Here is a 24,297-nt window from a genome sequence, read left to right on the forward strand (position 1 = left end):
GACAGCGCCTACTTCTTCCTCAAGATCCGAGACGCATTTCCCGGTAATGTGCGATGAACCTTTCATTTTGTCACCGACGACGAAGCCCCGGCCGGGCATCGGCTGGTCCTGTTTGCCGACGCTGCCCACCTGCCCGAGGACGCGACCTCGGCCAATGCCCTCGGCGGGGCCGGCATTCGTTTTCATCGCGCGGCCAGCCAGGAACCCCAGGATGCCATCCAGCAGTTCGGGGCCACCCGCAGCCTGCCCTATGCGGTGTTGTCGAGCACCAGTTTTGATTACAAGCGCAAAGCCAATATCAGCGCGGGCCTGCCCACCGACACGCGCTACGGCGCCGACGGTGCCCCGGTACTCGAGGCCTACGATTATGCGGGGCCCTATGCCTGGGCCAGCGCCGCCGAAGCCGAGCGCTATACCCGGCTCGCCCTGGAAGCCGCCGAAGCCCGCACCAAGACCTGGCACGGCGAGTCCAGCGTGCGCACGCTCCGCTGCGGTCGTCTGTTCACCCTCACCGAATCCAATCTCGATCAACTCGCCTCGGCCACCGGCGATGAAGACGAACGTAAACGCCAGTTCCTGGTGCTGAGCGTAAGTCATGTCGGCATCAACAACCTGCCGAATGATCTGGCCAAACGCATCGAAGCCCGGCTGGGCAAGATACCGGCGGCGCATGGCGAACAGGCCGATCCCGACCTGCTGGCGCAGGCAAAGCAAACGGGCTATGCCAACCGGTTCGATGCCATCCGTCGCGATGTGCCCTGGCGCCCCGTACTGGCCGACGACACCGGCCTGCGTTTCAACCCGCGCCCGACCGCACCGGGCGCGCAGACCGCGACCGTGGTCGGCCCCGACGGGGCCACGGCCCCGGCCGGCGCGGATGAACTGCACACCGACGCGCTCGGGCGCATCAAGGTGCGTTTTCACTGGCAAGCCGGTGAGGCCGCCGATGACCGGCTGACCTGCTGGATTCGTTGTGTACAGCGCGATGCCGGGGCGGGCCACGGCCAGCAGTTCATCCCGCGCATCGGCCAGGAAGTCCTGGTGCAGTTTCTCGGCGGCGATATCGACCGACCGGTGGTCACCAGCAGCCTCTACAACGGCCAGGGCGAAGCGGGCACACCCGCTACGCCCGGCGGCACGCAGCGTGAAAGCGACACGTCCGCCTATCAACAAGCCGCCGACCATGCCCCCTCGGCTCAGGGCAATCTCGCTAGCGACCAGGCCCCGGCCTGGCACGGCTCCGCCGCTGGCGATAACGATCATCGCAATGCCGCGGCCCTGTCCGGCACCAAGACCCAGGAGTTCGGTGGCAGCGGCCACAACCAGCTCGTGTTCGACGACACGGATGGCCAGCAGCGCGTGCAGCTCGCCACCACCCAGGCCCATAGCCAGCTCAACCTCGGCCATCTGATCCATCAGGCCGACAACTTCCGTGGCAGTTTTCGGGGGACGGGCTTCGAGCTTAGAACCGATGCCTATGGGGCAGTACGGGGTGAGCGCGGCGTGCTGCTATCCACCTACGGCATCCAGCCCAGCGAACCCGCCGGCGACTTCACCGCCGGCCAGGCCCTGCTCAAACAGGCCAATCAGCTCGGCGAAAGCTATAGCCAGATCGCAACAACGCATACGACCACGGCATTAGCCGCCCATCTGGGCGCAACGAAGGCGAATCAATCGACGATCGATCCCGAAGCCAGCCCGTTGGCCGCGCTGCTCAAAACGGCCCAGGGTCAAGTTGATGCGGCCGACTGGAACAAAGCGACTGAAGACGCGGCCAACAAAAACACGGCATTAAGCGACACCAAACGCCCTCACCCCGCCGATCCGATCCTGGCGATCGCTGCCAAGGCCGGCCTCGGTGTCGTGGCCGGTCAGGACGTGCACTGGCATGCCGATGAAACGCTAACCGTCGCCAGCGGCAGCGACAGCAACTGGGCCATCGGCGAACGCCTGCATATCCATAGCGGCCAGTCGATTGGCGTGCTGGCCGGCGTGCAGGGCTCGGGCGATGGCCTGAAACTCATCGCCGGCCAGGGCGACCTGGACCTGCAGGCCCAGGCCGACCAGATGAAGGTACAGAGCAAGGACAGCCTCAAGATCGCCAGCGCCAATGCCGAAGGCGAGTTCGCGGGCAAAAAGGCCGTGAAGCTGGCCACCGCCGACGGCGCTTCAGTGACGCTCGAAGGCGGCAAGATTACCGTGGCCTGTCCGGGCACACTCACCGTGCATGCGGGGAATAAGGTGTTTACGGGGCCGGGCCACGCCGAGCGCGGCTTGCCGCACATGGGCGGGCCGATTCAGCCGTTGCACTGGGTCGGCGTCAAAGGCCAATACGACGATCGTTGGCAAACGCCAATCACCGACACGAAGACGTTTGCCGATATCAACGGCGAACGCGCCTTCGCCTGGGGCGAAGACCAGGTCGGCTTTCTTCAACAAGTTGGCGGCTGGGCCTCCAGCGCCGGCTCATGGATCGTTGGTCAAGGCGAAGACCTGGTCGACTGGTACAGCGATCTGCCCATGCTCGGCAAGGTCTTCCCGGTCGCCTACGCTGCCGGCGAAGGCATCGACGCGGCCGGCGACGCCCTGGAAGACGCAAGCGAGGAGATACAACGCCTCTGGGCCCAACGCGAGGCGCTGTTCGAGTTCTTCAAAGCGCTCTATGAACAGAGCGTGGACGCCGTCCAGATCACCATCGAAACCCTGGCGGCCATGGGCGGGGAGCTGGGCGAACTTGATCGAGATGTGTCGCGAAAGCGAGATATTGCAGAAGATATTCGCATCAGTCGGTGCACTGTTCGCGGCCCTGCCGCCCAATCTCTGGGCCGAAGGCATCGGCGTTGGCGTGGGCTATATCGTGCCCGAGCTGCTGATCTCAGTCGTCTTGGCAGTTCTCGCTGCCATTAGCGCCGGTGCAGGCGCGGCCGTACTGGCCGCCCGACTCCTGGGCTACGGCGCAAAACTACGCGAAGCGTTATCCCAACACGGCCGGCTGGCGCGCGTACTGCTCGCAATCTACGACGGCATCGACAAACTCGCGGACAATATCTCTGCGTTGGTACGCGCGCTTTGGCGGAATATCAGTGAGACCGTTGAGGGGACTGTTGATCGCACGAATCGCGTGGTACGGGCTACAAGAGCGGCGCGTACCGGCGAATTCACCCCCCTAGGAGTTCGTGCCAACCCATTGAACAGCGAGGAAGGGCGAACCATGTTGCGTGAACTGGCGAAGGAAGATCCAAACGCAAGTTTAAGAACCTTAAACCAACGAGCTAAAGCAAACTTGCAGAGCGGTCGCACATTGCCGCAGGTGGGTTTAGCGGAAAGCGGGACGGAGCTGATGAAAGTAGTTCCACGTGGAGAAAGAGTTGGGCACCATTCGCCTTTCTTTGCCACTCGCGAAGAAATGCTCAAACTTACACAAAAACCCGAGAAGTTGGCGGACAGCCTGGGGCTTCCTGCTTCTAGTGAATCCTCCGCGTACGACCTGTATTCGATAACTCCGAAGCCCGGCCGAAATCCTACTATATTTACCAGCGAAGTAGCACCTACGGTAGAAGGATCTATTCGACGTCAAGGCGGTGCGACGCAAACAGTAGTACCCTACAGGGGCGACTGGTCGGAGCCGGTATACCGACGAACAATCGGGAGCAGCCCGTGAAACAAGCTGAGATCAGAGAGAGCGCGATTAAGCTTGAGAAAATGCTGAAACACTATGCCAAGACCGACATCTCGGCTAAAGACTGTCTTCGAATACTTAAGCCTTATATCGAAAAGGCCAAAGCTAAGAAAATTGATCAACCGATTGATAATATGCCTTGCGCATATACCTTTACCGAAGGCGAGCTAAGAAAATACGCTGATCTAGAAGAACAGTATGCGGACTTTTGTTTCTTGGTTGAGCATGAGGACCCTGATGAACAGGAGAAGCTTATCGCAAAAGTTTTAGGGGAAAATAACTTCTCGACCTAACCACTATGGGATGGACGTACACATCGGGATAGCTGCCGGTGGTCGGGGCTTCTCGCGACTCAGCTGTACCGGCCGCCGCCGTGCCGCAAGCGGTGAACGCGATAGCACAGATAAGCGTTGGAGCTAGAAGCCGACGCATGGTACGAAGCGATCCGAATTTATGGATCGACGATAGCATGCGTTAAACCGTCGCCGGGCTGGCCGCGAAGGCATGAAACTGCGAGGGATAATGCGACGCTTCCGTCGCTGCCCCTCTGGCGGCGTTGCACTTTCGCCGCTCGCGATGTCTCCGTTGGCACGGAACGGCGTTCCGAGAGAAATAGCGGTAAGCGCACATAGGTAATCCCGGTGGATATGGCAAACCTACGCTGTAAAGAGATCGCGTGGCATGAAACAGAAGACCCGGAATATCCGTTTTCTGCGACTCTTAAATCGGTGCGCCTGACCATTCGCGTTAACGATTTCCCGGCGGCGCCGCTGTTTAGCCTGTTTGCCGATCGGCGCCACATCGGCGATTTCGATGATTGGCCGGATGCCTGGATTTAGAGAACTTAATGGTTAGCGACCGCTGATCGCAGCGTTGGCATATCGCGACCCCAAAAAAAAGCGCGGCTCGTGCTGAACGAGCCGCGCTTTCGTTATGCAGCATGCGTTTGCCGCATGCCGAACTTAAGGCAGTGGTGCCTTAGGAGTCGATCTCGCCCAGCAGATCGTCGCAGGCCTTCACGCAGCGGTTGCAGGCTTCGGCACAGCGCGCGCAGTGCGCGTTCTGATCGCCGTGGCCTTCGCAATGCGCGGCGCATTTCTGGCAGGCGTCGCGGCAGGCCTTGACCTGCGTGGCGGCCGGCGATTCGCCAAAGGCGGTCTGGCGCGACAGCACACGTGCGGTGGCGTTGCAGATGTCGGCACAGTCGAGATCGGTTCGGATGCAGCCGCGCAGGTCGGCTACGTTGTCTTCGGCCAGACAGGCATCGGCACAGGCGGTGCAGTGATGCGCACAGTCAAAGCAGGCTTCGACACAGGCGACCAGCTGTTTCTGGACCGACAGCGGGTTCGGGTGGCTCTTGAGCATGGCTTCTGCTTGCATGATTTCGCTCCTTGCGACGTCAGCGCGCTACCGCGCCCACGTTAGAATTCGTATCCGCCGCCCGGCGGGGGCGGCGGCTGTTGAAGCCGCATGGAAACGAAACCCGTGCTGCGGGTATATCAGCAGTCTTACGGAGGGCGCGGCCGCCACTGTCATGAGCGCGATACGTGATCGCGCTCGCTGCGCCTGCCGGCGTCTAACGCTCGGACCAGCCGCGTCTGGCGCCCGATCAGTGCGCGATTCGGCGCCAGACCACGCCTGATCCGCTGCGGTGCCAGCCACCCGGCCGGCACCGCGACGACCGTGCCGGCTTAAGCGAACCGCTTGCGCGCGGCCGCGTATTCGGTCGCCAGGCGGTCGACGATTTCACTGGCCCGCAGCACGCTGTCGATACTGCCCACGCCCTGCCCGGCGCCCCAGATATCCTTCCAGGCTTTCTTCTTCTCGCGGTCACTGCCGAAGGTCATGGCTTCCTTGCCGGATTCGGGCAACGCGTTCGGGTCCAGCCCCGCGTTTTCGATCGAGCCGCGCAGATAATTGCCGTGCACGCCGGTGAACAGATTGGAGTAGATCACGTCCTTGGCGGTGGATTCGGTGACCATCGCCTTGTATTCGTCGACCGCGTTCGCCTCGGCGCTGGCGATGAACCGCGTGCCCATATAGGCGAAATCCGCACCCATTACCTGGGCGGCGAGAATATGTTCGCCACGGGTGATCGAGCCGGACAGAATCAGCGGGCCGTCCCAGAACTGGCGGATTTCGGAAACCAGCGCAAACGGGCTGAGGGTGCCGGCATGGCCGCCCGCGCCGGCACAGACCACGATCAACCCGTCCACACCCGCTTCGATCGCCTTCTCGGCATGGCGCACGCTGATCACGTCGTGAAACACGTGGCCGCCGTAGTCGTGGGCTACCTCGACCGCGGCGTGCGGCGCGCGCAGGCTGGTAATCATCAACGGCACCTTGAAGTCCGCACAGGCTTTCAGATCGTGTTCGAGCCGGTCGTTCGACGCATGCACGATCTGGTTCACCGCAAACGGCGCGATCTTGGCCTGCGGGTCGGCTGCACGGGCCTCGTCCAGCGTGGTGGTAATGCGCTCGAGCCATACCGGCAGCTCCTCGGCCGGGCGCGCGTTCAACGCCGGAAACGAGCCGACGATACCGCTCATGCACTGGGCGATCACGAGATCCGGATTGGACAGGATGAACATCGGCGACCCGATGACCGGCAGACGCATCTGGGCGTTGAGTTGATCGACCAGCGACATGAAGACTCCTTTTTTTTTCTCGCAATTAGACGACGAACGATACCGAACGATCGTTCACCGCGTGTAAGATACGTGATGGCATGAGGCCGCGATACCGCAGCACAGGGATCGCGCGCCAAGCCTGTGTAGCCGCCAAACCATGGCGTCGAGCTCGCTTGACGCCCTTTACGCGGCTCAACATACTGCGACACGGCTTTTTTCGAAAGGCCGTTTCAAAAAACTTATAGCGGCTTTCATTGCCCCGACGGCCCGGCGCCACAGCCAATCCGCGTAACCCGCCTGCCCTGACGGGCCGAACAACAACGCGCCAGGCCACTACCGCAAGAACAATCGAGGAGTCCCATGCGACAAGCAGTCATCGTTTCCACCGCCCGCACGCCGATCGGCAAGGCCTATCGCGGCGCCTTCAACAACACCCAGGCACAGGCACTCGGCGGCCATGCCATTGAGCATGCGCTCAAGCGCGCCAAGCTCCAGGGCGAAAACATCGACGACGTGATCATGGGTGCGGCGCTCCAGCAGGGCTCCACCGGCCAGAACGTGGCCCGCCAGTGCGCGATTCGTGCCGGCCTGCCGACTTCGGTACCGGGCATGACTATCGATCGCCAGTGCGCCTCGGGCCTGATGGGCATCGCCACCGCAGCCAAGCAGATCGTCAACGACCGTATGAATATCGTCGTCGGCGGCGGCCTGGAGTCGGTTTCGCTGGTCCAGAACGAGCACCAGAACACCTTCCGTGCCCGCGACCCGTGGCTGGTCGAGCATCGTCCGGACATCTACATGTCCATGCTCGAAACCGCCGAAGTGGTGGCCGATCGCTACAACGTCTCGCGCGAAGCGCAGGACGAATATGCCTACCAGTCGCAGATGCGCACGGCAGCCGCCCAGGAAGCCGGCAAGTTCGATGACGAAATCGTGCCGCTGACCACCATCAAGAAGCAGCAGGACAAGCAGACCGGCGAAATCAGCGAAGTCGAAGTCACCCTCGACCGCGACGAAGGCAACCGCCCGAGCACGACGCTGGAAGGCCTGCAGGGCCTGAACCCGGTGTTCAAGAACGGCCAGCAGATCAGCGAAGGCCGTTTCATCACCGCCGGCAACGCCTCGCAGCTGTCGGACGGCGCCTCGGCCAGCGTGCTCATGGAAGCCGCCGAAGCCGAACGCCGCGGCCTGGAACCGCTGGGTGCCTATGTCGGCATGGCGGTAGCCGGCTGCGACCCGGACGAAATGGGCATCGGCCCCATCTATGCCGTGCCGAAACTGCTGGAACGCTACGGCCTGAAGGTCGACGACATCGGCCTGTGGGAGCTCAACGAAGCCTTCGCCAGCCAGTGCCTGTATTGCCGTGATTATCTGGGTATCGACCCGGACAAGTACAACGTCAACGGCGGCTCCATCGCCATCGGCCATCCCTACGGCATGTCGGGTGCACGCATGACCGGCCATGCCCTCATTGAAGGCAAGCGTCGCGGTGCGAAGTATGTGGTCGTGACCATGTGCGTAGGCGGCGGCATCGGCGCGGCCGGCCTGTTCGAAGTGTTCTAACGAACTTGAATAAGGTATTGCATTAATCAAGCGTTTGTTGAATACTGATCTCTAACCTACCCCTTGGCGTGGTCACGATGACCTACGCCTTGGGGCGAAAAAGCCGCCTTCGGGCGGTTTTTTCATTTGTAGATCTATCAATCAGCTGATCGCGTGCTTAGACCATTACGCACCATAGCTTATATCGATGGCTATAACCTCTACTACTCGGCGCTCACCGGTAGTCGATTTAAATGGTTGGATCTAGGTCGTCTCATCGAACGAATCATCATGGAGTCGGCGCCGAATCCGGCGTTCGAACTTGTCACCGTCAAGTTTTTCACCGCGCCGATCCTGGGACGATACGTATCGGACCCGGCTTCGCCGGATCGGCAACGCCGCTACCACAACGCACTGAAGTTTGCGCCCTCGGGGCCGACAGAAGTCATCAACGGCTACCATGCCTCGACGATCAAAAAGGCGCGTTTACTGGAAACGGGCGAACTCGAGCGGGTCGAGGTGCTTGAGGAAAAGCAAACCGACGTCAACATTAGCCTGCATATGTACCGCGACGCGGCGCACAACCGCGTGAATCAAATCGTCCTCGTGAGTAACGATTCTGATCTTGCGCCGGCACTGGGCATCATCAAACACGATTTTCCCGACATCGTCCGGGGTGTGGTTTTGCCTTCGCTCAATCGTTTCAGTCGACGTAGCGGGCAATTGGATGCGCTAGCCCACTGGACTCGAAGGCAGCTCAAAGCAGAAGACCTATCGCGCAGTCAGTTACCAAGGGCCGTAATCAACCGCAAAGGAAAGCCGATCCTCAAACCTGACGCATGGTAATCACGCGATTTCCCAAAGGTTGGGTCTGCAAAACAAAATTTAATGGGTCTACCGGAAACTACGGTTTGCGAGAACGCCGCCTGGGCCGATCATGAGCCGATGCATTCCCCGCCCGGCTCGCCGGGTTTCGACGCGTTGCGCTCATGGCCAAGCCGATCAGTTTTTTCGTTCATCACCAGGGCCGCGGGCATGCCCAGCGCACGATGGCCATTGTGCGTGAGCTGCCGGCAAGCCAGCCGGTGAGCGTGCTCACGGCCGACCCGTCCTTGTTCGACGGCTTCGAGCGCGATATCGAGATCGTGCCCCTGCCGAACATGATCGGCGCGCCCGTGCCCACGCCCGCACTCTACGATCAACCCACGCCGGCGGTCATGCACTGCGTGCCGCTGGGGCTGGCCCCGATGCGCCAGACCATGCGCCGTATCCTCGATCATCTCGATGATCGGGGCACGGGGCTGTTCGTGATCGACGTATCGGCCGAATTGGCCCTGCTCGCACGTATCGCCAGCGTGCCGGCCATCAAGATCCGCATGCACGGCAACCGTAGCGATGCCGGCCATACCGCAGCCTACGATGCCTGTACCGGCATGCTTGCCCCCTTCGATGCCCGCCTGGAACAGCCCGACTATCCCGACTGGGCGCGGGCCAAGACCTTCTACAGCGGCGGGCTGTGCACCAGCAGTCAGCGCCGCGACGACCGCGCCGAGGCACGCCGCGCGCTGGGCCTTCCCGCAGAGCGCGAACTCGTGGTGGCCATCACCGGCGGCGGTGGCGCGGGTACGCCCTACGCCCCACTGACCATGGCCGCGCGTGCCGCGCCCGACACCCTGTTCGTCACCGTGGGGCCGTTGCATCGCGAAGGCCATGAAACGGATTTCGCCAATCTGGTCAATCACGGCTGGGTATCGCATACCAGCGATTACATCGCCGCCGCCGATATCGTGATCGCGTCGGCCGGCGACAACACCGTGCACGAAATCATGCGTACCGGCCGGCCCTATATCTGTGCGCCGGAATGGCGTTATTTCGACGAACAGCAACGCAAGGCCGAATCGCTGGCGGCCGTGGGTGCGGCCATTCATCTGCCGCGCTGGCCGGGCGATCTCGAAGGCTGGCGCGATCTGCTCGAACGCGCTCGCGCGCTCGATATCGAATGCCAACGCGGTCTTCACGACCCACACGCCGCCGCGCGGGCCGCGGGCTGGCTGATGTCGCGCATGGACACGCTCTGGCAGGAGGAAACGCGACAGGGCCACCGCGCGGCGCCACAGGTATCGATCGCGGCCACCGGCACATAAGGCTTGGCGCCCCGCCCAAACGGACGCTTTTTTTTCGCCTTGATCAGGCGGTTAAAACCGCTGACGAGATCAGCTGTACTGATCGCGGCCTGACAGGCCGGCCCTAGCCATAGCGCACGGCGCCATCCAGGCGGGCGGCCTCGATCTCGGCCGCGCTCGGGCGGCGTCGAACCACGATATCGTCTGCCGCGGGGCTCCAGTCGATCAACCCTGCTTCGCGAAACAGGCCCAGCCAGTAATCCATGCACCAACGCCCCCAGCGGGCACGAAAACGGCGCGCATTGGTCACGATTGCATCGAAATGCGGGTACGGCGGTCGATAGAGCGGATGGTGCTGATGCCAGGCACGTGCGCCGGCCAGCCAGTAGAAATCCACGCCGGCCGCAGCCAGGCGCCAGGCATAGTCGGTTTCTTCGCCGCCATAGCCTTCGTAGGCTTCATCGAAGCCCCGAGCGCGCACATGATCTTGCCGACGCAGGGCGAACGATAGCCCCCAGAGCTGGCCGGCATCGCCTTCGGGCACTGGCGCGTCGGTATCCAGCGCGGGACGTGCGGGGTGGATCTCGCCGAGTTGATCCAGGCGATCGAAATCCGGCGTGCCGGCTGCGTCGACGCGCACGGCATCGGCGGGCAGATAGCGCACCTCGCCCATGAACAGGCCCGCACGCTCGGCCAGTGCATGGCGATAGCATCGCACCAGCTCGGGCGCGGGGATGCAGTCCACATCCAGAAAGATCAGCCCGTCGTGGGCAGCGTATTCGGCCGCGAGATTGCGAGCCCGCGCCAGCGGCAACGCCGAACCGGCGACCCGGATATGGCGTACGTCGAAATCCGTGGCGGGCAGGTCATCCTCGATTTCCGGTTGCATCCAGGCGATGACGAGCTCGTCGGGCCGCTGCGACTGGGCATTGAGCCCGTGCATGAGATTGACCAGATGCCCGTGCCGGCCCCGTACCAGGGTGAGCACGCTCGTTTTCACGAGGCGTGGCACCGAGCCTGGAAATGTGCCACGCCTTCGATCACCCCGCGTGCATGTCCGGCGCTGGCGAAATACGCATGGGTCAGGCCGCATGCCTTGACCAAGCCGTCGCGGTGGTTGGCCACCACGATCGCACAGGGCAGCGTTTGCAGCATTTCCAGATCGTTGGCGGAGTCGCCGGCCACATAGACGCGCTCCTGGGGGATATCGGCTTCATCGGCCAGATAGGCCACCGCCGCGCCTTTCGAGGCATGTACCGGCAGCACATCCACACAGCGCTCGTTGCTGTGGATCACCCGCGCCTCGAGGCCGTGTTCGGCGAGCAATCGGCGCAGGCGCGGTGCGATGTCGATGCCTGCCTCGCACAGATAGCTGATCTTGTGCGCCCGCTGTTCCAGCGGCGACTGGGCGACCAGCTCGGGCACGGCATCGAGCACCTCGGCTACCGCCGCGCGTTGCCAGCCACGGTCGATCCGCTCGGCCCAGCGCGTATCGCGCACGTAGCGCACGCCATCGTCGGCCAGGCGATAGATCTCCGCGCCGACCGAGGTGATCAGAAAATCGGGCCACTCGATACCGGCCTGCTCGAGAATCAACAAGGCGCTGTGAAAACTGCGCCCGGTCGCCACGCCGAAACGTAGCCGCGGCTGGCCGGCATACCAGGCATTGAAACGGATCACGCCCTGGCTACAGCCCACCAGCGTGCCATCGATATCGCAGGCCAGCATGGCGTCGAAACGACTGCAGCGTCTGGCCACACGTTCCCCCGTGCTGCCGCTCAGGCGATGCAGCAGGCGATGGTAATAGTCGACATGCCGGCTCCAGTCGAACACGGACGTGGCCTTGCGCCCACTCGCCTGGCAGGCGATCCAGCGCTCGTGGTCGTCGAACAGCGCGAGCGCGGCTGCGGCGATCGCATCGGTCGAACACGGGTTGACCAGCACGCCGTTGTGGCACTGCTCGATGATATCGTTCGGCCCGCCGGAATCAGTGGCGACGACCGGTAGCCCGGCCGCGGCGGCTTCCAGCAGGGTCAAGCCGAACGGTTCGTTGAACGCGACATTGGCAAACAACCCACCGCGTACCCGCGCCCAGGCATAGACACTGGGCACATCGGCCCCGTGATGCTGCTTGGGATAGGCCACCCGCCCATAGAGATCGTAGTGGTCGATCAGCGCCAGCATATCGCGCAGGTTGTCGGCAATTTCCGGCTCCAGCGCATCGAGCGACTGACGCTCCCCGGCCAGAATCACCAGGTTCGCGTGCTCCTGCAACGCCGGGGACTCGCCATAAGCGCGAATCAGACTCGCCAGATTCTTGCGCGTGACCGGGCGTGCGATGGCCAGCAACGCCGGCTTGTCCGGCTCGGTCAAAAAACGCGAGAGCATGGCATGCACCCGCGCATTGGGCTGCGACTGGGCAAAGGCCTGCAAGTCGCTGGCCGGGCGGATCACGCGTATGCGCCCAGGGTCGTAATCGGGGTATTGCGCATACTGGAGTTCGGCTTCGTCACGCGAACTGGCAATGACCAGACTGGCATCGCGCAGCGCCGCGTTTTCGGTGGCGATGCGCCGGTCGAGCGCGCGTTCGGCTGGCGTGTCCACCTCTTCGTCGCGGCGTGTGGCAGCGGTGTAATCCCGCTTGGGCTGGCCCAGCGAATGCGCGGTGAACACGAACGGGATACCGCGGCGTTGCTTGACCAGCCCGGCGATATGCCCCGCATCGGCATAGTGGGCATGCAACAACTGCGGCGCGCGCTCGAGGCGATCGATATAGTCGACCAGCGCATCGCCGAACGCCGGCAGCTGATCCCAGAGTGCTTCCTTGCTGCGATAGGCCGGGTCCGGTGTGGGCAGGCGCACGATGCGCACCTTCGGGTTCACGTATTCGCAGCCAATGCGATAGTCCCCGTCGGTGAAATCCGCATCGAAGGCGCGCGTGACGATATCGATACGCTCGATATCGCGATCACGCGCCGAGGTCTGCGCCAGTTCCAGCAGATAGCGAATATGCCCACCGGTGTCGGCGGTAATGCCGTATTCGACATCGTGGGCTCGAAGACACCCTTGCAGGGCGATGTGCATGATAAACATGGGCGCGCTATATCCTGTGTCGCCGTGAACCATCATCCCCGTGCCATGAACCCGAACCGAGCGCTGCGTATCGCGCAGGTATCACCCGTCATTCTGCCTTTGCCGGCCCGCGAGGCCGGCGGCACCGAGCGTATCGTGGTCGACCTGAGCCATGCGCTGAACGCACTCGGCCATCAGGTCACCGTATTCGCAAGCGCCGACAGCGAGCTCGATCTGCCCTGCGTGAGCGCACTCGAAAGCCTGGCCTTTTTCGAAGCCGGCGACACACCCGTGCCGCCCGGCCTGCCCGGCGTACTCGAAGCCGCGCTTCTGGAACGGCTGCGTGAACGCCTGGACGATTTCGATATCGTGCATTGCCACGGCGAGTTCTTTCATGCCGCCCTGCTCGGCGAGCGGCGCAAACACAGCCTCACCACCATCCACTGGCGTACCGACGAACTCGACCGCCAGCTGTTCTTCTCGGCCTTTGCGGATCTGCCCGTCGCCGCCATTTCGGCCAGTCAGGCAGCCACGATACCGTCTTCCAACTGTCGCGGCGTGGTCGCGCACGGGCTCGACCCGGCACGCTTTGCGCTGCCGCCGACAAACGCCAGACGCGACACGCTGGTATTCATCGGCCGCATGACCGATCAGAAACGCCCCGACCGTGCGATCGAGATTGCCAGACGTTGCGAACATGCGCTCAAACTAGCGGGAAGTCGCGACCCCGGAAATCCGTACTATTTCGAACACCACGTGCGTCCCGCGCTCGGCGGTGCCATCGAGCACGTCGGCGCGGTCGACGATGCCGGCAAGCGCGCACTACTCGCCGAGGCCCGCGCGCTGGTCTTTCCTATCGACTGGCCGGAGCCCTTCGGGCTGGTCATGATCGAAGCCATGGCCTGCGGCACGCCGGTTATCGCATGGAATCACGGCGCGGTGCCCGAAGTCGTCGAACACGGCGTAACTGGCTTTATCGTCGACAGCATCGACGACGCCGTGGCCGCCGTGGCCCGCCTGCCCGAACTCGACGCCGCCACGATTCGAGCCCGCTTTCTCGAACGCTTTAGCGCCGACCGCATGGCCCGCGATTATGTCGCACTCTATCGTCAGCTGCTCGCTGATGCCTGAACCCGTACGCGCACACATCGGCCCAGGCCCCGGCAAACGCCCGCATAACTACGCATTACCCGGTTTGCCCCCAGGGGCTACCATCGGCGCCCATGCCCAGCCAAGCGAGCACGCGCCATGTCTGAGGGGATTGCGCACGCCTGTACCCCAGGTGGCGCGCCCACGCTGTCGATGCACCCGATGACCGGCCTGCGTACCCGTATCGCGGTCTGCATCCCCGTGCGCGACGAACGCGACGGCCTGCCGGCGTTGCTCGACGCCTTTGCCCGCCAGACGGCAAGCCGCGATTGTTTTGCCATCTGTCTGTTGTTCGATGGCTGCGACGACGGCGGCCAGGCCTACGTACAGGCGCGCCAATCGCAACTCGACTACCGCCTGACCAGCGCGCGTATTGCGCGCCAGCCCGAAGCCCGTGCCGGACGGGCGCGGCGCGCGGCCATGGATCTGGGCGCGCGCCTGCTCGCGCGCACACGACGCCCGGGCGATATCGAACTGCTGCTTACGACCGATGCCGATTCCATCCCCGCCCCGGACTGGATCGAAACCAGCATTCGCGCCCTCGAACAGGCCGATGTGGTGGCCGGCTATATCGAACGCCCCGACGCCGCGCCAGCCGAAATGCACCGGCGCGTGGAACGCTACTGGGAACGCCTGCGCAGTCTGCAGCGCACTGTCGACCCCCTCGTGCACGACCCGGCGCCCTCGCACCATTCGCAGGGCGGCGCGAGCCTGGGTTTTCGCGCCGATGTCTATGCCGCGCTGGGCGGTTTTGCCGACGTGGCCAGTCACGAAGACGTGGGCCTGGTCACCGCCGCCCGCAAAGCCGGCTACCGCATACGCCACGATCGCAACGTACGCGTGGCCACCTCCTCGCGAGTGTGCGGGCGCGCGACCGACGGCCTGGCCGATACGCTGCGCGCCCGCCAGGCCACACGCGCCATGCCCGCCGTTGAAGACCCGGATAATGCCCTCGCGCGTTATCGCCTGTGCGCGCAGGCACGCCAGGCATTCGACACCCTCGACGACACGACCATCGCGCAGGCGCTGGCCGAACGCGCCGGCCGCGACACCGACGAGCTGCGCGTGATCGCGGCCCAGTGTGCAAGCGCCGAAGGCTTTGTCATGCGCATCGCGCCCGAACCGGCGAACGCCCAAGACCTTGCGCTGGATATCGCCGAACAACGTCTCGCCCTGCTGGAAACCGCCCATCAATGTCCGCACGCATGAACGATCTCGCCGACACGCTCGCCGCCCTCGACCGCACTGCCGGCGACGCCGCCTATATGGCCGACGGCATCGCCTGCCTGCAACAGGGCCTGAATCTGGACGACCCGGCCGATCTCGATACCTATCGCCGACTGCTGCGCCGTCTCTATACCGCCGGGCGTTTCGACCTCGCCCTGGCGCGCCTGTTCGAAGGCCATATCGATGCGCTGCAGATCATTGCCCGCTACGGCGATGCCGATACCGCCGCGCGCCTACACCACGCGGCCCGTGACGGCGCACGATTCGGTGTCTGGAATGCACCGCTGGCCGGGGAAGGCTTGACGCTCGATCGCGAACGCCTCGATGGCGGCAAGGCCTTTGCCTCCGGCGCGGGCCTGATCAGTCACGCACTGGTCAGTGCCGAGATACCGGACCAGACGCGCAAGCAACTGTTGGTGGTCGATCTCAACGACACGCCGCCGACTATCGATACCCAGTGGTGGCAGGTACTGGGCATGCAGCGCTCGCATACGCATCTCGTGCGCTGGCACAACGCGCCGCTCACCGAGGCCGACGCCCTGATCGGCCAACCCGGCGACTACGAACGCGAACCCTGGCTCAGCGCCGGCGCGCTACGCTTCGTGGCCGTACATGCCGGGGGCATCGCCGGTGTATTCGATGGTGTTCGCCGGCATCTGGTCGCCCGCGAACGCGAGCGCGACCCGCATCAGGCTGGGCGTCTGGGACGCCTGTTCGGCCTGGCCGACAGCGCGGCCGCCATGGTCGAGCGCACCGCCGCACGCCTGTATGAAACCGAGGCCGACTGCCATCCCGCGCTGGTCGCCAACGCCCGCAGCAGCGTGCTCGACATGGGCGAACAGGTGCTCACTCTGGCCCAGCAATGCGTCGGCCTGTCTGCATTTTTCGAAACCGAACCACTCTGTGCGCATATGGCCGATCTGATGGTCTATCTGCGCCAGCCCGCGCCCGACGCCCAGCGGGTGAAAACCGGCGCGGCCGCCGCAGCAGGCACGATCGAGCTCTCGCTGTGAACGCGTGCGATCTCGATCGCGTGGTGCGCGCCCATGTCGTGGCCCCACATCCGGACGACGAAGCCATCGGCGCCTTCGGGCTGATCGCCGCCCTGCGCGCGCGCGGCGCGATCGTCGACGTCACGCTGGTCACCGACGGCGGCGCCTCGCACCGGCACAGCCGGCGTTTTCCGCGTGCGCGACTGCGCGATATTCGCTACGGCGAAACCCGACGCGTGCTGCGCCGCGCCGGCATTCGTCGCCAGGACCTGCGCTTTCTCGGCTATCCCGACGGCGATCTCGGTTTCGCCGGCCCCGCCACCGTCGCCCGTCTGGCCCGCGACCTCGCCCGCCGGCCACGCCCGGATCTGATCGTCACGCCCTCGGTCGACGACAACCACGCCGATCACCGCGCCACCGCCGCTGCAGTCAAACGCGCCTGGCCGGACTCGATCGCGCGGCTTTCCTATCTCGTATGGCCGCGTCTTGAGCCCCACCGGCCCCGTCCGCGCGGGCGCCTGCTGCGGCGGCCCCTGCGCTCGCGCGCGAAGATGAAACAGGCCGCGCTCAAGCTCTACCGTAGCCAGACCGGCCAGATCGTCGACGACAGCGACGGCTTCGAAATCGACCGCAACCTGCTCGTACGCTTCGGCCACCCGGTCGAACGCTTCGGAAACCGGCCATGAAATCAGCTACCCGCCACGCCATCGACCTGGCCGGCTTCGAAGCCAAATTCCGGGTGGGCCCCGACCCATGGGACACGTTTACCGCGCGCGACGAAGCCATCAAACGCCAATGCATCCTGCGCGCACTCGGCGACGGTCCCATCGCTCGCATCCTGGAACTGGGCAGCGGCAACGGCTCCAACAGCCAGGCACTCGCCCGGCGCGCGCTCAAACTGCAAACCTGCGACGGCAGTGCAAGCGCGACCCGGCTCACCCGCCAGGCCCTGGCCGACGCACCCCACGCCCACGCCTGGCACATCGCCCTGCCCGCACCGCTGCCCGGCCACCGCTACGAAGCCGTGGTCATCGCCGAACTGCTCTACTACCTCGCCCCGCGCGCCATGCAGCGTCTGGCCAAGGACGTCGCCAATGCCCTCGCCCCCGGCGCCCGCCTGGTCCTCGCCCACCACCAGATCGAATTCCCCGACAACCGCCAGCGCACCGCCGACATCCACGACCGCTTCATCAACGCCCTCGCCCGCCGCGCCACGCCCATCCGCCGGTCACGTAACCAGCGCTGGCGAGTCGATGCATATGGGGTTGCGTGAACGGGGCGATTCGTCGCAGGCGCCGTCGATGACCACCGTGAACGTGGCCGGGTAGAAAGGCCCTTTTTGGGCCACGGCCCAAGTATCATAAGCAGCCAGAACCAAGCCATGGAAGTCATCATTCATGTCGTGCCCACCTTGCCCCCGCTGCCAATCCGAATTCGTCTATCAGGATCAAAACCTGCTCGTTTGCCCCGAGTGCGCCCACGAATGGAACCCTTCCGAGGCCCAGGCAGACACGGAAGACACCGTGACGGTCAAAGATGCGCACGGCACGCCGTTAGCGGAAGGCGACAAGGTCACCATGATCAAAGACCTCAAGGTCAAGGGCAGCTCACTGGTGCTCAAGGTGGGCACGAAAGCGGTCATCAAACGGCTTGCTGATAGCAAGGATCACCAGCTGGACTGCAAGGTCGACGGCGTCGGCGACATGATGGTGACCGCTCAGTTTGTGAAAAAGGCCTGAGCCAAGCTCAGGAATCTCGATCCGTCGAACGACCCCTGAATGGCGGACGCTTGGTGGCTGCCCGTAGCAGCTAACAAGGAAACGGATAACGCCCCGCGGCCAACGATGTTCGGCCGCTACGCAAACAACCACCGCGCGGATATGCACAGCCCATGCAGCGCGTCTCTTGCGTGCAAATTTTGTTGCTGCTATAAATTGAACACCGTTTAATTAATACGGATCGCGACATGGCTTCCGGACAGTTCAGGCTTCTTGGCGAGCGGCGGTTTTCGCCGTTCTTCTTCACCCAGTTCCTGGGGGCGTTCAACGACAATCTGTTCAAGAATGCGCTGGTGATCCTCATCGCCTTTCAGGGCTCGAGCTGGGCGATGACCGAGGGCGGCATGAGCACGAACGTGCTGGTGAACGTGGCGGCTGCGTTGTTCATCCTGCCCTTCTTCTTGTTTTCGGCCACGGCCGGCCAGATTGCGGACAAGTACGACAAGGCCACGCTCATGCGCTGGATCAAGGCGCTGGAGATCGTGATCATGGCGGGCGCGGCAGTGGCGTTTGCGCTGCACAGCCTGACGCTGTTGATGGTGCTTTTGTTTCTGATGGGCGCGCAGAGCACGTTGTTCGGGCCGGTGAAATACGGTTATCTGCCGGCGCATCTGGATAACCGCGAACTCACCGGTGGCAACGGCATGGTGGAGCTGGGCACGTTCCTGGCGATTCTGCTGGGCACGATCGCGGGCGGCCAGCTGGTACATACGGTGGGCGACCGGACGGTGGTGATCGGCGCGAGCGTGCTGGCGTTTGCGGTGCTGGGCTGGCTGGTGAGCCTGCTCATTCCGCGTACCGCGCCCAATGCGCCGGACATCAAGCTCAACTGGAATCCGGTGAGCGAGACGATACGCATCGTCGGCTATGCGCGTGAAAACCGTACGATCTTTCTGTCGATCATGGGTATCAGCTGGTTCTGGGCGGTGGGCGCGATGTATCTGGCGCAGCTGCCCAACTATGTGCGTGTGGATCTGGGCGGCGACGAAACGGTGGTCACCCTTTTGCTGGCGCTATTTTCTCTGGGCATCGGCATTGGTTCGATGCTGTGCGACCGCTTGTCGGGCGGGCGTATCGAGCTAGGGTTGGTGCCGTTCGGCGCGGCGGGCCTGGTGTTGTTCAGCCTGCATCTGGGCTTTGCCGGCGTAGCCGATCACGTGGGCGAGGCCGACTTGTGGGCGTTTTTGGCGCTGGATGGCAGTTGGCGCATATTGGCCGATCTGGGCCTGATCGGGTTGTTCGGCGGTTTTTATATCGTGCCGCTGTACGCGCTCATCCAGGAGCGTGCGCCGCGTGATCGGCTGTCGCGCATCATCGCGGCGAACAGCATCATCAATGCCCTGTTCATGGTGCTGGCGTCGCTCTACGCGGTGGGCGCGCTGCAGCTGGGGCTGAGCATTCCCGGGCTGTTTCTGGCGACGGCCGTAATGACCGCGGCGGTGGTAGTGTTCATCTTCACGCTGGTGCCCGAGTTCACCATGCGTTTCATCATCTGGCTGCTCGTGAGCACGATCTACCGCGTGCGCAAACGCGGTCTGGACAACATCCCGGATGAGGGCGGCGTGCTGCTGGTGTGCAATCACGTGAGCTTCATGGACGGGCTCATCCTGGGCGGCTCGGTGCGCCGGCCCGCCCGGTTCGTGATGTATCACACCATCTTCGATGTGCCGGTGCTGTCATTCATTTTCCGTACCGGCAAGGCCATTCCCATTGCCCCGGCCAAGGAAGACCCGGAACGCCTGGAAGCCGCCTACGACGCCATCGCTCGCGAGCTGGAAGATGGTCAGGTGGTGTGCCTGTTCCCGGAAGGCGCGATAACGCGTGACGGCGAGCTGCAGGAATTCCGCCAGGGCGTGGAACGCGTGGTGCAACGCACGCCCGTGCCGGTGGTACCGATGGCCCTGCGCGGCATGTGGGGCAGCTTCTTTTCGCGCAAGGGCGGCCCGGCGATGCAGCGCCTGCCGCAACGTTTTCGCTCGCATATCGAATTGATCGCGGGCGAAGCCGTGCCCCCGGAACAGGTCAGCGCGGCCGATCTGCAACAGCGCGTGCAGAGCATGCTCGATAGCGGCGAGCCGCTGTCAGCGCAAGATGCGCCGACGGGCGCAAGGCCGACGGGCGCTACGCCGTCCGCGCCGTAAGGCCGGCCAGATAGTTGCTGACAAGGTCGTCGGTCAAGTGCTCGGTGGCCTGGCCGCCGACCATATGCAGCTTGCCGGTGAGCGTTAGAATGCATACGCCGTGTACCCCGCTCCACAGCGCCTGGGCAGCAGCGTCGAGCGCAGCACCTTGGGCGCCGGATACCTGTGCGAGCGGTTCCATGATCAACGCCACCAGCGCCGCAATCCGGTCGTCGATATAGTCCGGGCCGGGCACGGTCTCCGGCAACCGGTGTTCGAAACAGGCGCGCCAGAGGTTGGGATGCGCGCGGGCAAATTCGGCATAGGCCCGGGCCACATGCAGCAGCTGTTCGGTGGGCTCGGCATGGGCAGCCGCAGCCTGCTGCATGGGCACGCGCAGCCGATCGAGCGTACGCGCATTCACATGCAGGATGACGTCATCGAGATTGGCGAACACCAGATAGATCGTACCCGGCGTATAACCGATCTCGCGGGCGATGGCGCGCGCGCTCAAACCGGCCAGCCCCTTGTCGACCATCAACTGCTCAGCGGCGTCCAGGATGAGTTCGTGGAGCTGTTCGCGGGTGTGTTCGCTACGGCGTGCCATCCAGGCGCCCTCGATTCTGCAGCGGGTTCCGGCCCGACCGCGACCGCGGCGCCCCGCCGTTGATCGCCGGTTCTATCGGCGCCGCAGCGGGGCCGGCTTCGCGGTTCCACGTCGATTGCCGACCGCTTGAAAAAGCCAATCCCGACGCATCATAACGCGTTTTTGAACAGCGTTTATTTTACCGCGCGTGCCGGGGCAGCCCGTGCTCGACTGCCCCGAACACCGCGCGTGATCGCGCGCCCTACAGCGTGGACTGCAAATGCCCGCCGTCGACGGCGATCGTGCTGCCGGTCATGTAGCGCCCGGCATCGGAGGCGAGCAACAACAACGCGCCGACGAGATCCTCGACCTGGCCGAGCTGGCGCTGCGGGATGCGCTTGAGCATCTTCTGGCCGGCCTCGGTGTCGAAAAAGCCGCGGTTGATATCGGTGGAGATATAACCCGGCGCGATCGCGTTCACGCGGATACCGTAGCGGGCCCATTCCAGTGCAAGGCTACGCGTGAGTTGTTCCAGCGCGCTCTTGGAGGCGGCATAAGGCGCGACCGCCGAGGCCACGCGGTGGCCGAGAATGGAGGTGATATTGACGATACTGCCGGGCTTTTCCGCCTGGCGCAGACGTCGGCCACATTCGACCGCCACCCGCCAGCAGCCGTTGAGATTGATATCGATCGTTTTCAGCCAGTCGGCTTCGCTCATGTCCATGGCCGGGGCGGCGATCGCCACGCCTGCGTTGCAGACGGCGATATCGACCGTACCGAATGCCTGCTCGGCCGCATCGAAACCGGCCGCGACGGACTCGGCGTCGCTCACGTCCATGGGTACGACGCTCGCTTCGCCGCCGGCCGCGCGTACGGCATCGGCCGCGGTCACCAGCGGGCCTTCGCGGCGTCCGCACAGCACGACTTTCGCCCCGGCTTCGGCCAGCGCCGTGGCAAAGCCGCTGCCCAGGCCGCCGCCCGCACCGGTCACCAGGGCCACGCGGCCGGTCAGGTCGAATCGATCCGTCATGCTTATCTCCTCTTGTATTGATTGCGCGTCATGCCGCGCTCGCCGAGGCGGCATCTGAGTTCATGGTCGCACACCGCAGGCGGCGATCAGCTCAAATGCTCGCGCGCAATGGCGATAATACGTTCGCGCAGCCAGCGATGGGCCACGTCGTGATGATCGAGCGCGCCCCAGGCCATGCCGATATGAAACTCCGGCAGTTCCAGCGGCGGATCGAGCACGGCCAGGCCAAGATGGCGCGCCTGATAGCGGGCAATCCGGGCCGGCAGCGCGACGATCATGTTGCTGTTGGCCACCAGTTCGCGCGGCAGCTGATAGTGGCGGGTGAGCACGCTGATCTGGCGCGAGCGCCCGGAATCGGCCAGCACCTCGTCGATACGGCTCAGCCCGATCCCGGTCTGGGTGATCAGAATATGTTTTTCCGAAAGAAACGTCTCCAGCGTAAGCTCGCCGCCGGCCTCCACCAGCGCCGGATGATCCTTGCGGATCAGGCAGGCCATGCGGTCGCTCCAGAGCTGCTGCTGATGGAAGTTCGCCGGCAGTTTGCCGAAACGGTTGACCAGCACATCGGCTTCGCCGCGCTCGATCTGGTCGATGGCGTCGCTACCGGCACTGAGGATATTCAGTGCGATATTCGGTGCCTCGCGCTCGAGCACGCCCACCACATGCGGCATGAGCACCGAGGCGGCATAGTCGGTAATCAAAATGGTGAACAGACGCTCGGCCGTGGCCGGTTCGAATGCCCGGTTAGGCGCGATCGCGCTTTCCAGCTGGGCCAGCGCATTGCGGACCGGGCGTTGCAGCTTGAGCGCGCGATCGGTGGGCTGCATGCCGCTGGCGGTGCGTACGAGCACCGGGTCGCCCAGGAGTTTGCGCAGACGTCGCAACGCGTTGCTCATGGCCGGCTGGCTCATATCCATGGCCAGTGCGGCCTTGGTGACGCTGCGCTCGCGCAATAGCGCATCGAGAAACACAAGCAGGTTCAGGTCGATATCCCGAACATTCATTACGTGAATACATGCGCCGAGGAATATGGCGCAAGGATAGCACCACAGCCCTGGCTAGCGGCGCTTCTGCAGGAACTGGTGGCCGCAATCGATGCAGCGATAATAATTACGCAGATTCATTATCTTGCGAAAGCCATGACGACGCAGCGGCAGCACCCCGAAGCTGTCGCACTTGGGGCACCGTTCACGATTGCGTTCGACTGTTTTAGCTGTCATTTTCGGGGGTTAACGATGACCAAATCCATACGATAGGACTTTAAAGAGCGCGGAACTCATTACGGTACAACGACTCGCAGCGATCGCGTAACAATCGATCACTTACAATCTAATTGACGGTGAAAGAAAATATCGCATAAAACCCTAGATTTTAATTCGCAAGCGTTATTTTCGTTCAACTCTTCATGAACCCTGCCAACAGGAAATCGCCGACCGGTCCGGAACCCATTCCAACGCAATGGCTGCCCCTTTGTTTCTCGCAGCCGAGCGCGATATGGATCATAGCAGCCGCGTATGACAGAAACGATAAATTTACAAACAGATTTATTTTCCGATTGAGATGGTGCGCTATGCCTGAGTCCAGATACCAGATCGTGGTGATCGCCCATGCGCCTTCGCCGAACACTCGCCGCCTACGGGATGCGGTATTACGGGGCATCCGCCACCCGGATATCGAAGGCGTCGACGCGCGCTGGATCGCACCGCTTCAGGCCGGGCCCGACGATGTGCTCGGCGCCGATGCGGTGATCCTCGGCACACCGGAAAACCTCGGCACCATGAGCGGCGCGCTCAAGGATTTTTTCGACCGCAGCTACTACCACTGCCTCGATCACACCGACGCCCTGCCCTTTGCCTTCTACATCCGCGCCGGCCTGGACGGCACCGGCACACGCCGGGCCATCGACAGCATTACCGGCGGGCTGCGCTGGAAAGCGGTGCAGGCGCCGCTCATCTGTCAGGGCGAATTCGACCCCGCTTTCGAGGATCAGTGCGAAGAACTGGGGCTGATGATGGCGGCGGGGCTGGAATCCGGCCTGTTCTAGCCGGCCGGCGGGTGGGCCACCCACCGGCTGACAGGATCGGCCGTTCTCGGCCGCTTCAACACTGCCCTCGATCAGGAAATGGCGGCGCTATCCGCCGTTCTTGCTCGTGGCTCGGCGAATGCGAGCGAAGACGCAGATGACGGTCGACCACGCCCAATCCTCGTAATTACGCCCCAGCACTGCACCAAAACCGGTCAAACGCGCGCTGATGGGGCGCCGCGTGCGCGCCACGCCACCCTTCACCTCGTTCAAGACAGCGATAGATAAGCGTTGCAAGACGCTGGCACAGGCGTTGCATGACCGTTGTATACATCCCTGTATGCAG

The 24,297-nt window shown here is 63.6% G+C and carries 23 protein-coding genes; 15 read left to right on the forward strand and 8 right to left on the reverse strand.

Going from position 1 to position 24,297, the window contains the following annotated elements; all coding sequences use genetic code 11:
* On the reverse strand, window positions 1-186 hold a 186-nt coding region (locus S4A8_RS18190), incomplete at its 3' end, for a hypothetical protein (protein ID WP_353221226.1).
* Between S4A8_RS18190 and tssI the strand changes: the two genes are divergently transcribed.
* The 4 genes from tssI (at window position 109) to S4A8_RS18210 (ending at window position 4,518) form a co-directional block, all read left to right on the forward strand.
* Entirely contained in the window at window positions 109-2,907 is a 2,799-nt protein-coding gene (tssI, locus tag S4A8_RS18195) for a type VI secretion system tip protein TssI/VgrG (RefSeq protein ID WP_353221252.1), read from the forward strand. The genes S4A8_RS18190 and tssI overlap by 78 nt on opposite strands.
* Window positions 2,885-3,661 (forward strand): hypothetical protein, encoded by a 777-nt coding sequence (locus S4A8_RS18200; RefSeq protein ID WP_353221227.1) that lies wholly within the window; start codon window positions 2,885-2,887, stop codon window positions 3,659-3,661. The genes tssI and S4A8_RS18200 overlap by 23 nt, the downstream gene beginning before the upstream one ends.
* A complete protein-coding gene (locus tag S4A8_RS18205) occupies window positions 3,658-3,972 on the forward strand; it encodes a hypothetical protein (RefSeq protein ID WP_353221228.1) in 315 nt (104 codons plus the stop codon). The genes S4A8_RS18200 and S4A8_RS18205 overlap by 4 nt, the downstream gene beginning before the upstream one ends.
* Window positions 3,973-4,320: 348 nt before the next feature.
* Entirely contained in the window at window positions 4,321-4,518 is a 198-nt protein-coding gene (locus S4A8_RS18210) for a hypothetical protein (RefSeq protein ID WP_502950758.1), read from the forward strand.
* A 139-nt stretch (window positions 4,519-4,657) separates the two neighbouring features.
* On the opposite strand, the gene S4A8_RS18215 is transcribed toward S4A8_RS18210, so the two are convergent.
* Both S4A8_RS18215 and S4A8_RS18220 read right to left on the reverse strand, forming a co-directional pair.
* Complete coding sequence (locus S4A8_RS18215; protein ID WP_353221229.1) at window positions 4,658-5,059, reverse strand: four-helix bundle copper-binding protein; 402 nt, start codon at window positions 5,057-5,059, stop codon at window positions 4,658-4,660.
* 311 nt (window positions 5,060-5,370) lie between these two features.
* Window positions 5,371-6,327, reverse strand: a complete 957-nt coding sequence (locus S4A8_RS18220) for an NAD(P)H-dependent flavin oxidoreductase (RefSeq protein WP_353221230.1) — start codon at window positions 6,325-6,327, stop codon at window positions 5,371-5,373.
* Between the two features lie 342 nt (window positions 6,328-6,669).
* Between S4A8_RS18220 and S4A8_RS18225 the strand changes: the two genes are divergently transcribed.
* The 3 genes from S4A8_RS18225 (at window position 6,670) to S4A8_RS18235 (ending at window position 9,995) form a co-directional block, all read left to right on the forward strand.
* Window positions 6,670-7,872, forward strand: coding sequence for an acetyl-CoA C-acyltransferase (locus S4A8_RS18225; RefSeq protein WP_353221231.1), 1,203 nt, complete (start codon window positions 6,670-6,672; stop codon window positions 7,870-7,872).
* Window positions 7,873-8,025: 153 nt separating this feature from the next.
* A complete protein-coding gene (locus S4A8_RS18230) occupies window positions 8,026-8,697 on the forward strand; it encodes an NYN domain-containing protein (RefSeq protein ID WP_353221232.1) in 672 nt (223 codons plus the stop codon).
* 143 nt (window positions 8,698-8,840) lie between these two features.
* Window positions 8,841-9,995, forward strand: coding sequence for a glycosyltransferase (locus S4A8_RS18235; RefSeq protein ID WP_353221233.1), 1,155 nt, complete (start codon window positions 8,841-8,843; stop codon window positions 9,993-9,995).
* A gap of 103 nt (window positions 9,996-10,098) precedes the next feature.
* On the opposite strand, the gene S4A8_RS18240 is transcribed toward S4A8_RS18235, so the two are convergent.
* Both S4A8_RS18240 and S4A8_RS18245 read right to left on the reverse strand, forming a co-directional pair.
* The gene (locus S4A8_RS18240; RefSeq protein WP_502950760.1) at window positions 10,099-10,917 is read right to left on the reverse strand and encodes a glycosyltransferase family 2 protein; all 819 of its coding nucleotides are present in this window, start codon (window positions 10,915-10,917) and stop codon (window positions 10,099-10,101) included.
* A 53-nt stretch (window positions 10,918-10,970) separates the two neighbouring features.
* On the reverse strand, window positions 10,971-13,067 hold the full coding sequence (locus S4A8_RS18245; protein WP_353221235.1) for an HAD-IIB family hydrolase: 2,097 nt from the start codon (window positions 13,065-13,067) through the stop codon (window positions 10,971-10,973).
* A 45-nt stretch (window positions 13,068-13,112) separates the two neighbouring features.
* On the opposite strand from S4A8_RS18245, the gene S4A8_RS18250 reads away from it, so the two are divergent.
* From S4A8_RS18250 to S4A8_RS18280, 7 genes are all read left to right on the forward strand, one after another.
* A complete protein-coding gene (locus tag S4A8_RS18250; RefSeq protein ID WP_353180590.1) occupies window positions 13,113-14,177 on the forward strand; it encodes a glycosyltransferase family 4 protein in 1,065 nt (354 codons plus the stop codon).
* Between the two features lie 117 nt (window positions 14,178-14,294).
* Window positions 14,295-15,404 carry a glycosyltransferase family 2 protein gene (locus tag S4A8_RS18255; RefSeq protein WP_353221236.1) on the forward strand — a complete coding sequence of 370 codons (1,110 nt, stop codon included), beginning with the start codon at window positions 14,295-14,297 and terminating at the stop codon, window positions 15,402-15,404.
* The gene (locus S4A8_RS18260) at window positions 15,401-16,435 is read left to right on the forward strand and encodes an acyl-CoA dehydrogenase family protein (protein ID WP_353221237.1); all 1,035 of its coding nucleotides are present in this window, start codon (window positions 15,401-15,403) and stop codon (window positions 16,433-16,435) included. The genes S4A8_RS18255 and S4A8_RS18260 overlap by 4 nt, the downstream gene beginning before the upstream one ends.
* Window positions 16,432-17,100: a PIG-L deacetylase family protein gene (locus tag S4A8_RS18265; RefSeq protein WP_353221238.1), complete on the forward strand. Its 669-nt coding sequence runs from the start codon at window positions 16,432-16,434 to the stop codon at window positions 17,098-17,100. The genes S4A8_RS18260 and S4A8_RS18265 overlap by 4 nt, the downstream gene beginning before the upstream one ends.
* The gene (locus S4A8_RS18270) at window positions 17,097-17,687 is read left to right on the forward strand and encodes a class I SAM-dependent methyltransferase (protein ID WP_353221239.1); all 591 of its coding nucleotides are present in this window, start codon (window positions 17,097-17,099) and stop codon (window positions 17,685-17,687) included. The genes S4A8_RS18265 and S4A8_RS18270 overlap by 4 nt, the downstream gene beginning before the upstream one ends.
* A gap of 124 nt (window positions 17,688-17,811) precedes the next feature.
* Window positions 17,812-18,153, forward strand: a complete 342-nt coding sequence (locus S4A8_RS18275) for a zinc ribbon domain-containing protein YjdM (RefSeq protein WP_353221240.1) — start codon at window positions 17,812-17,814, stop codon at window positions 18,151-18,153.
* Window positions 18,154-18,380: 227 nt separating this feature from the next.
* A complete protein-coding gene (locus tag S4A8_RS18280) occupies window positions 18,381-20,333 on the forward strand; it encodes an MFS transporter (protein WP_353221241.1) in 1,953 nt (650 codons plus the stop codon).
* Here the strand turns inward: S4A8_RS18280 and S4A8_RS18285 are convergent.
* The 3 genes from S4A8_RS18285 to S4A8_RS18295 form a co-directional block, all read right to left on the reverse strand.
* Window positions 20,314-20,919, reverse strand: a complete 606-nt coding sequence (locus S4A8_RS18285) for a TetR/AcrR family transcriptional regulator (protein ID WP_353221242.1) — start codon at window positions 20,917-20,919, stop codon at window positions 20,314-20,316. The two genes, S4A8_RS18280 and S4A8_RS18285, sit on opposite strands and share 20 nt — an antisense overlap.
* A 241-nt stretch (window positions 20,920-21,160) precedes the next feature.
* Window positions 21,161-21,928 carry an SDR family NAD(P)-dependent oxidoreductase gene (locus tag S4A8_RS18290; RefSeq protein WP_353221243.1) on the reverse strand — a complete coding sequence of 256 codons (768 nt, stop codon included), beginning with the start codon at window positions 21,926-21,928 and terminating at the stop codon, window positions 21,161-21,163.
* A gap of 86 nt (window positions 21,929-22,014) precedes the next feature.
* Window positions 22,015-22,932 (reverse strand): LysR family transcriptional regulator, encoded by a 918-nt coding sequence (locus S4A8_RS18295; protein ID WP_353180566.1) that lies wholly within the window; start codon window positions 22,930-22,932, stop codon window positions 22,015-22,017.
* Window positions 22,933-23,498: 566 nt separating this feature from the next.
* On the opposite strand from S4A8_RS18295, the gene S4A8_RS18300 reads away from it, so the two are divergent.
* Complete coding sequence (locus S4A8_RS18300; protein ID WP_353221244.1) at window positions 23,499-23,972, forward strand: flavodoxin family protein; 474 nt, start codon at window positions 23,499-23,501, stop codon at window positions 23,970-23,972.
* Window positions 23,973-24,297 lie beyond the last annotated feature (325 nt).

This window comes from Salinisphaera sp. S4-8, from assembly GCF_040361235.1.
Lineage (GTDB): Bacteria > Pseudomonadota > Gammaproteobacteria > Nevskiales > Salinisphaeraceae > Salinisphaera.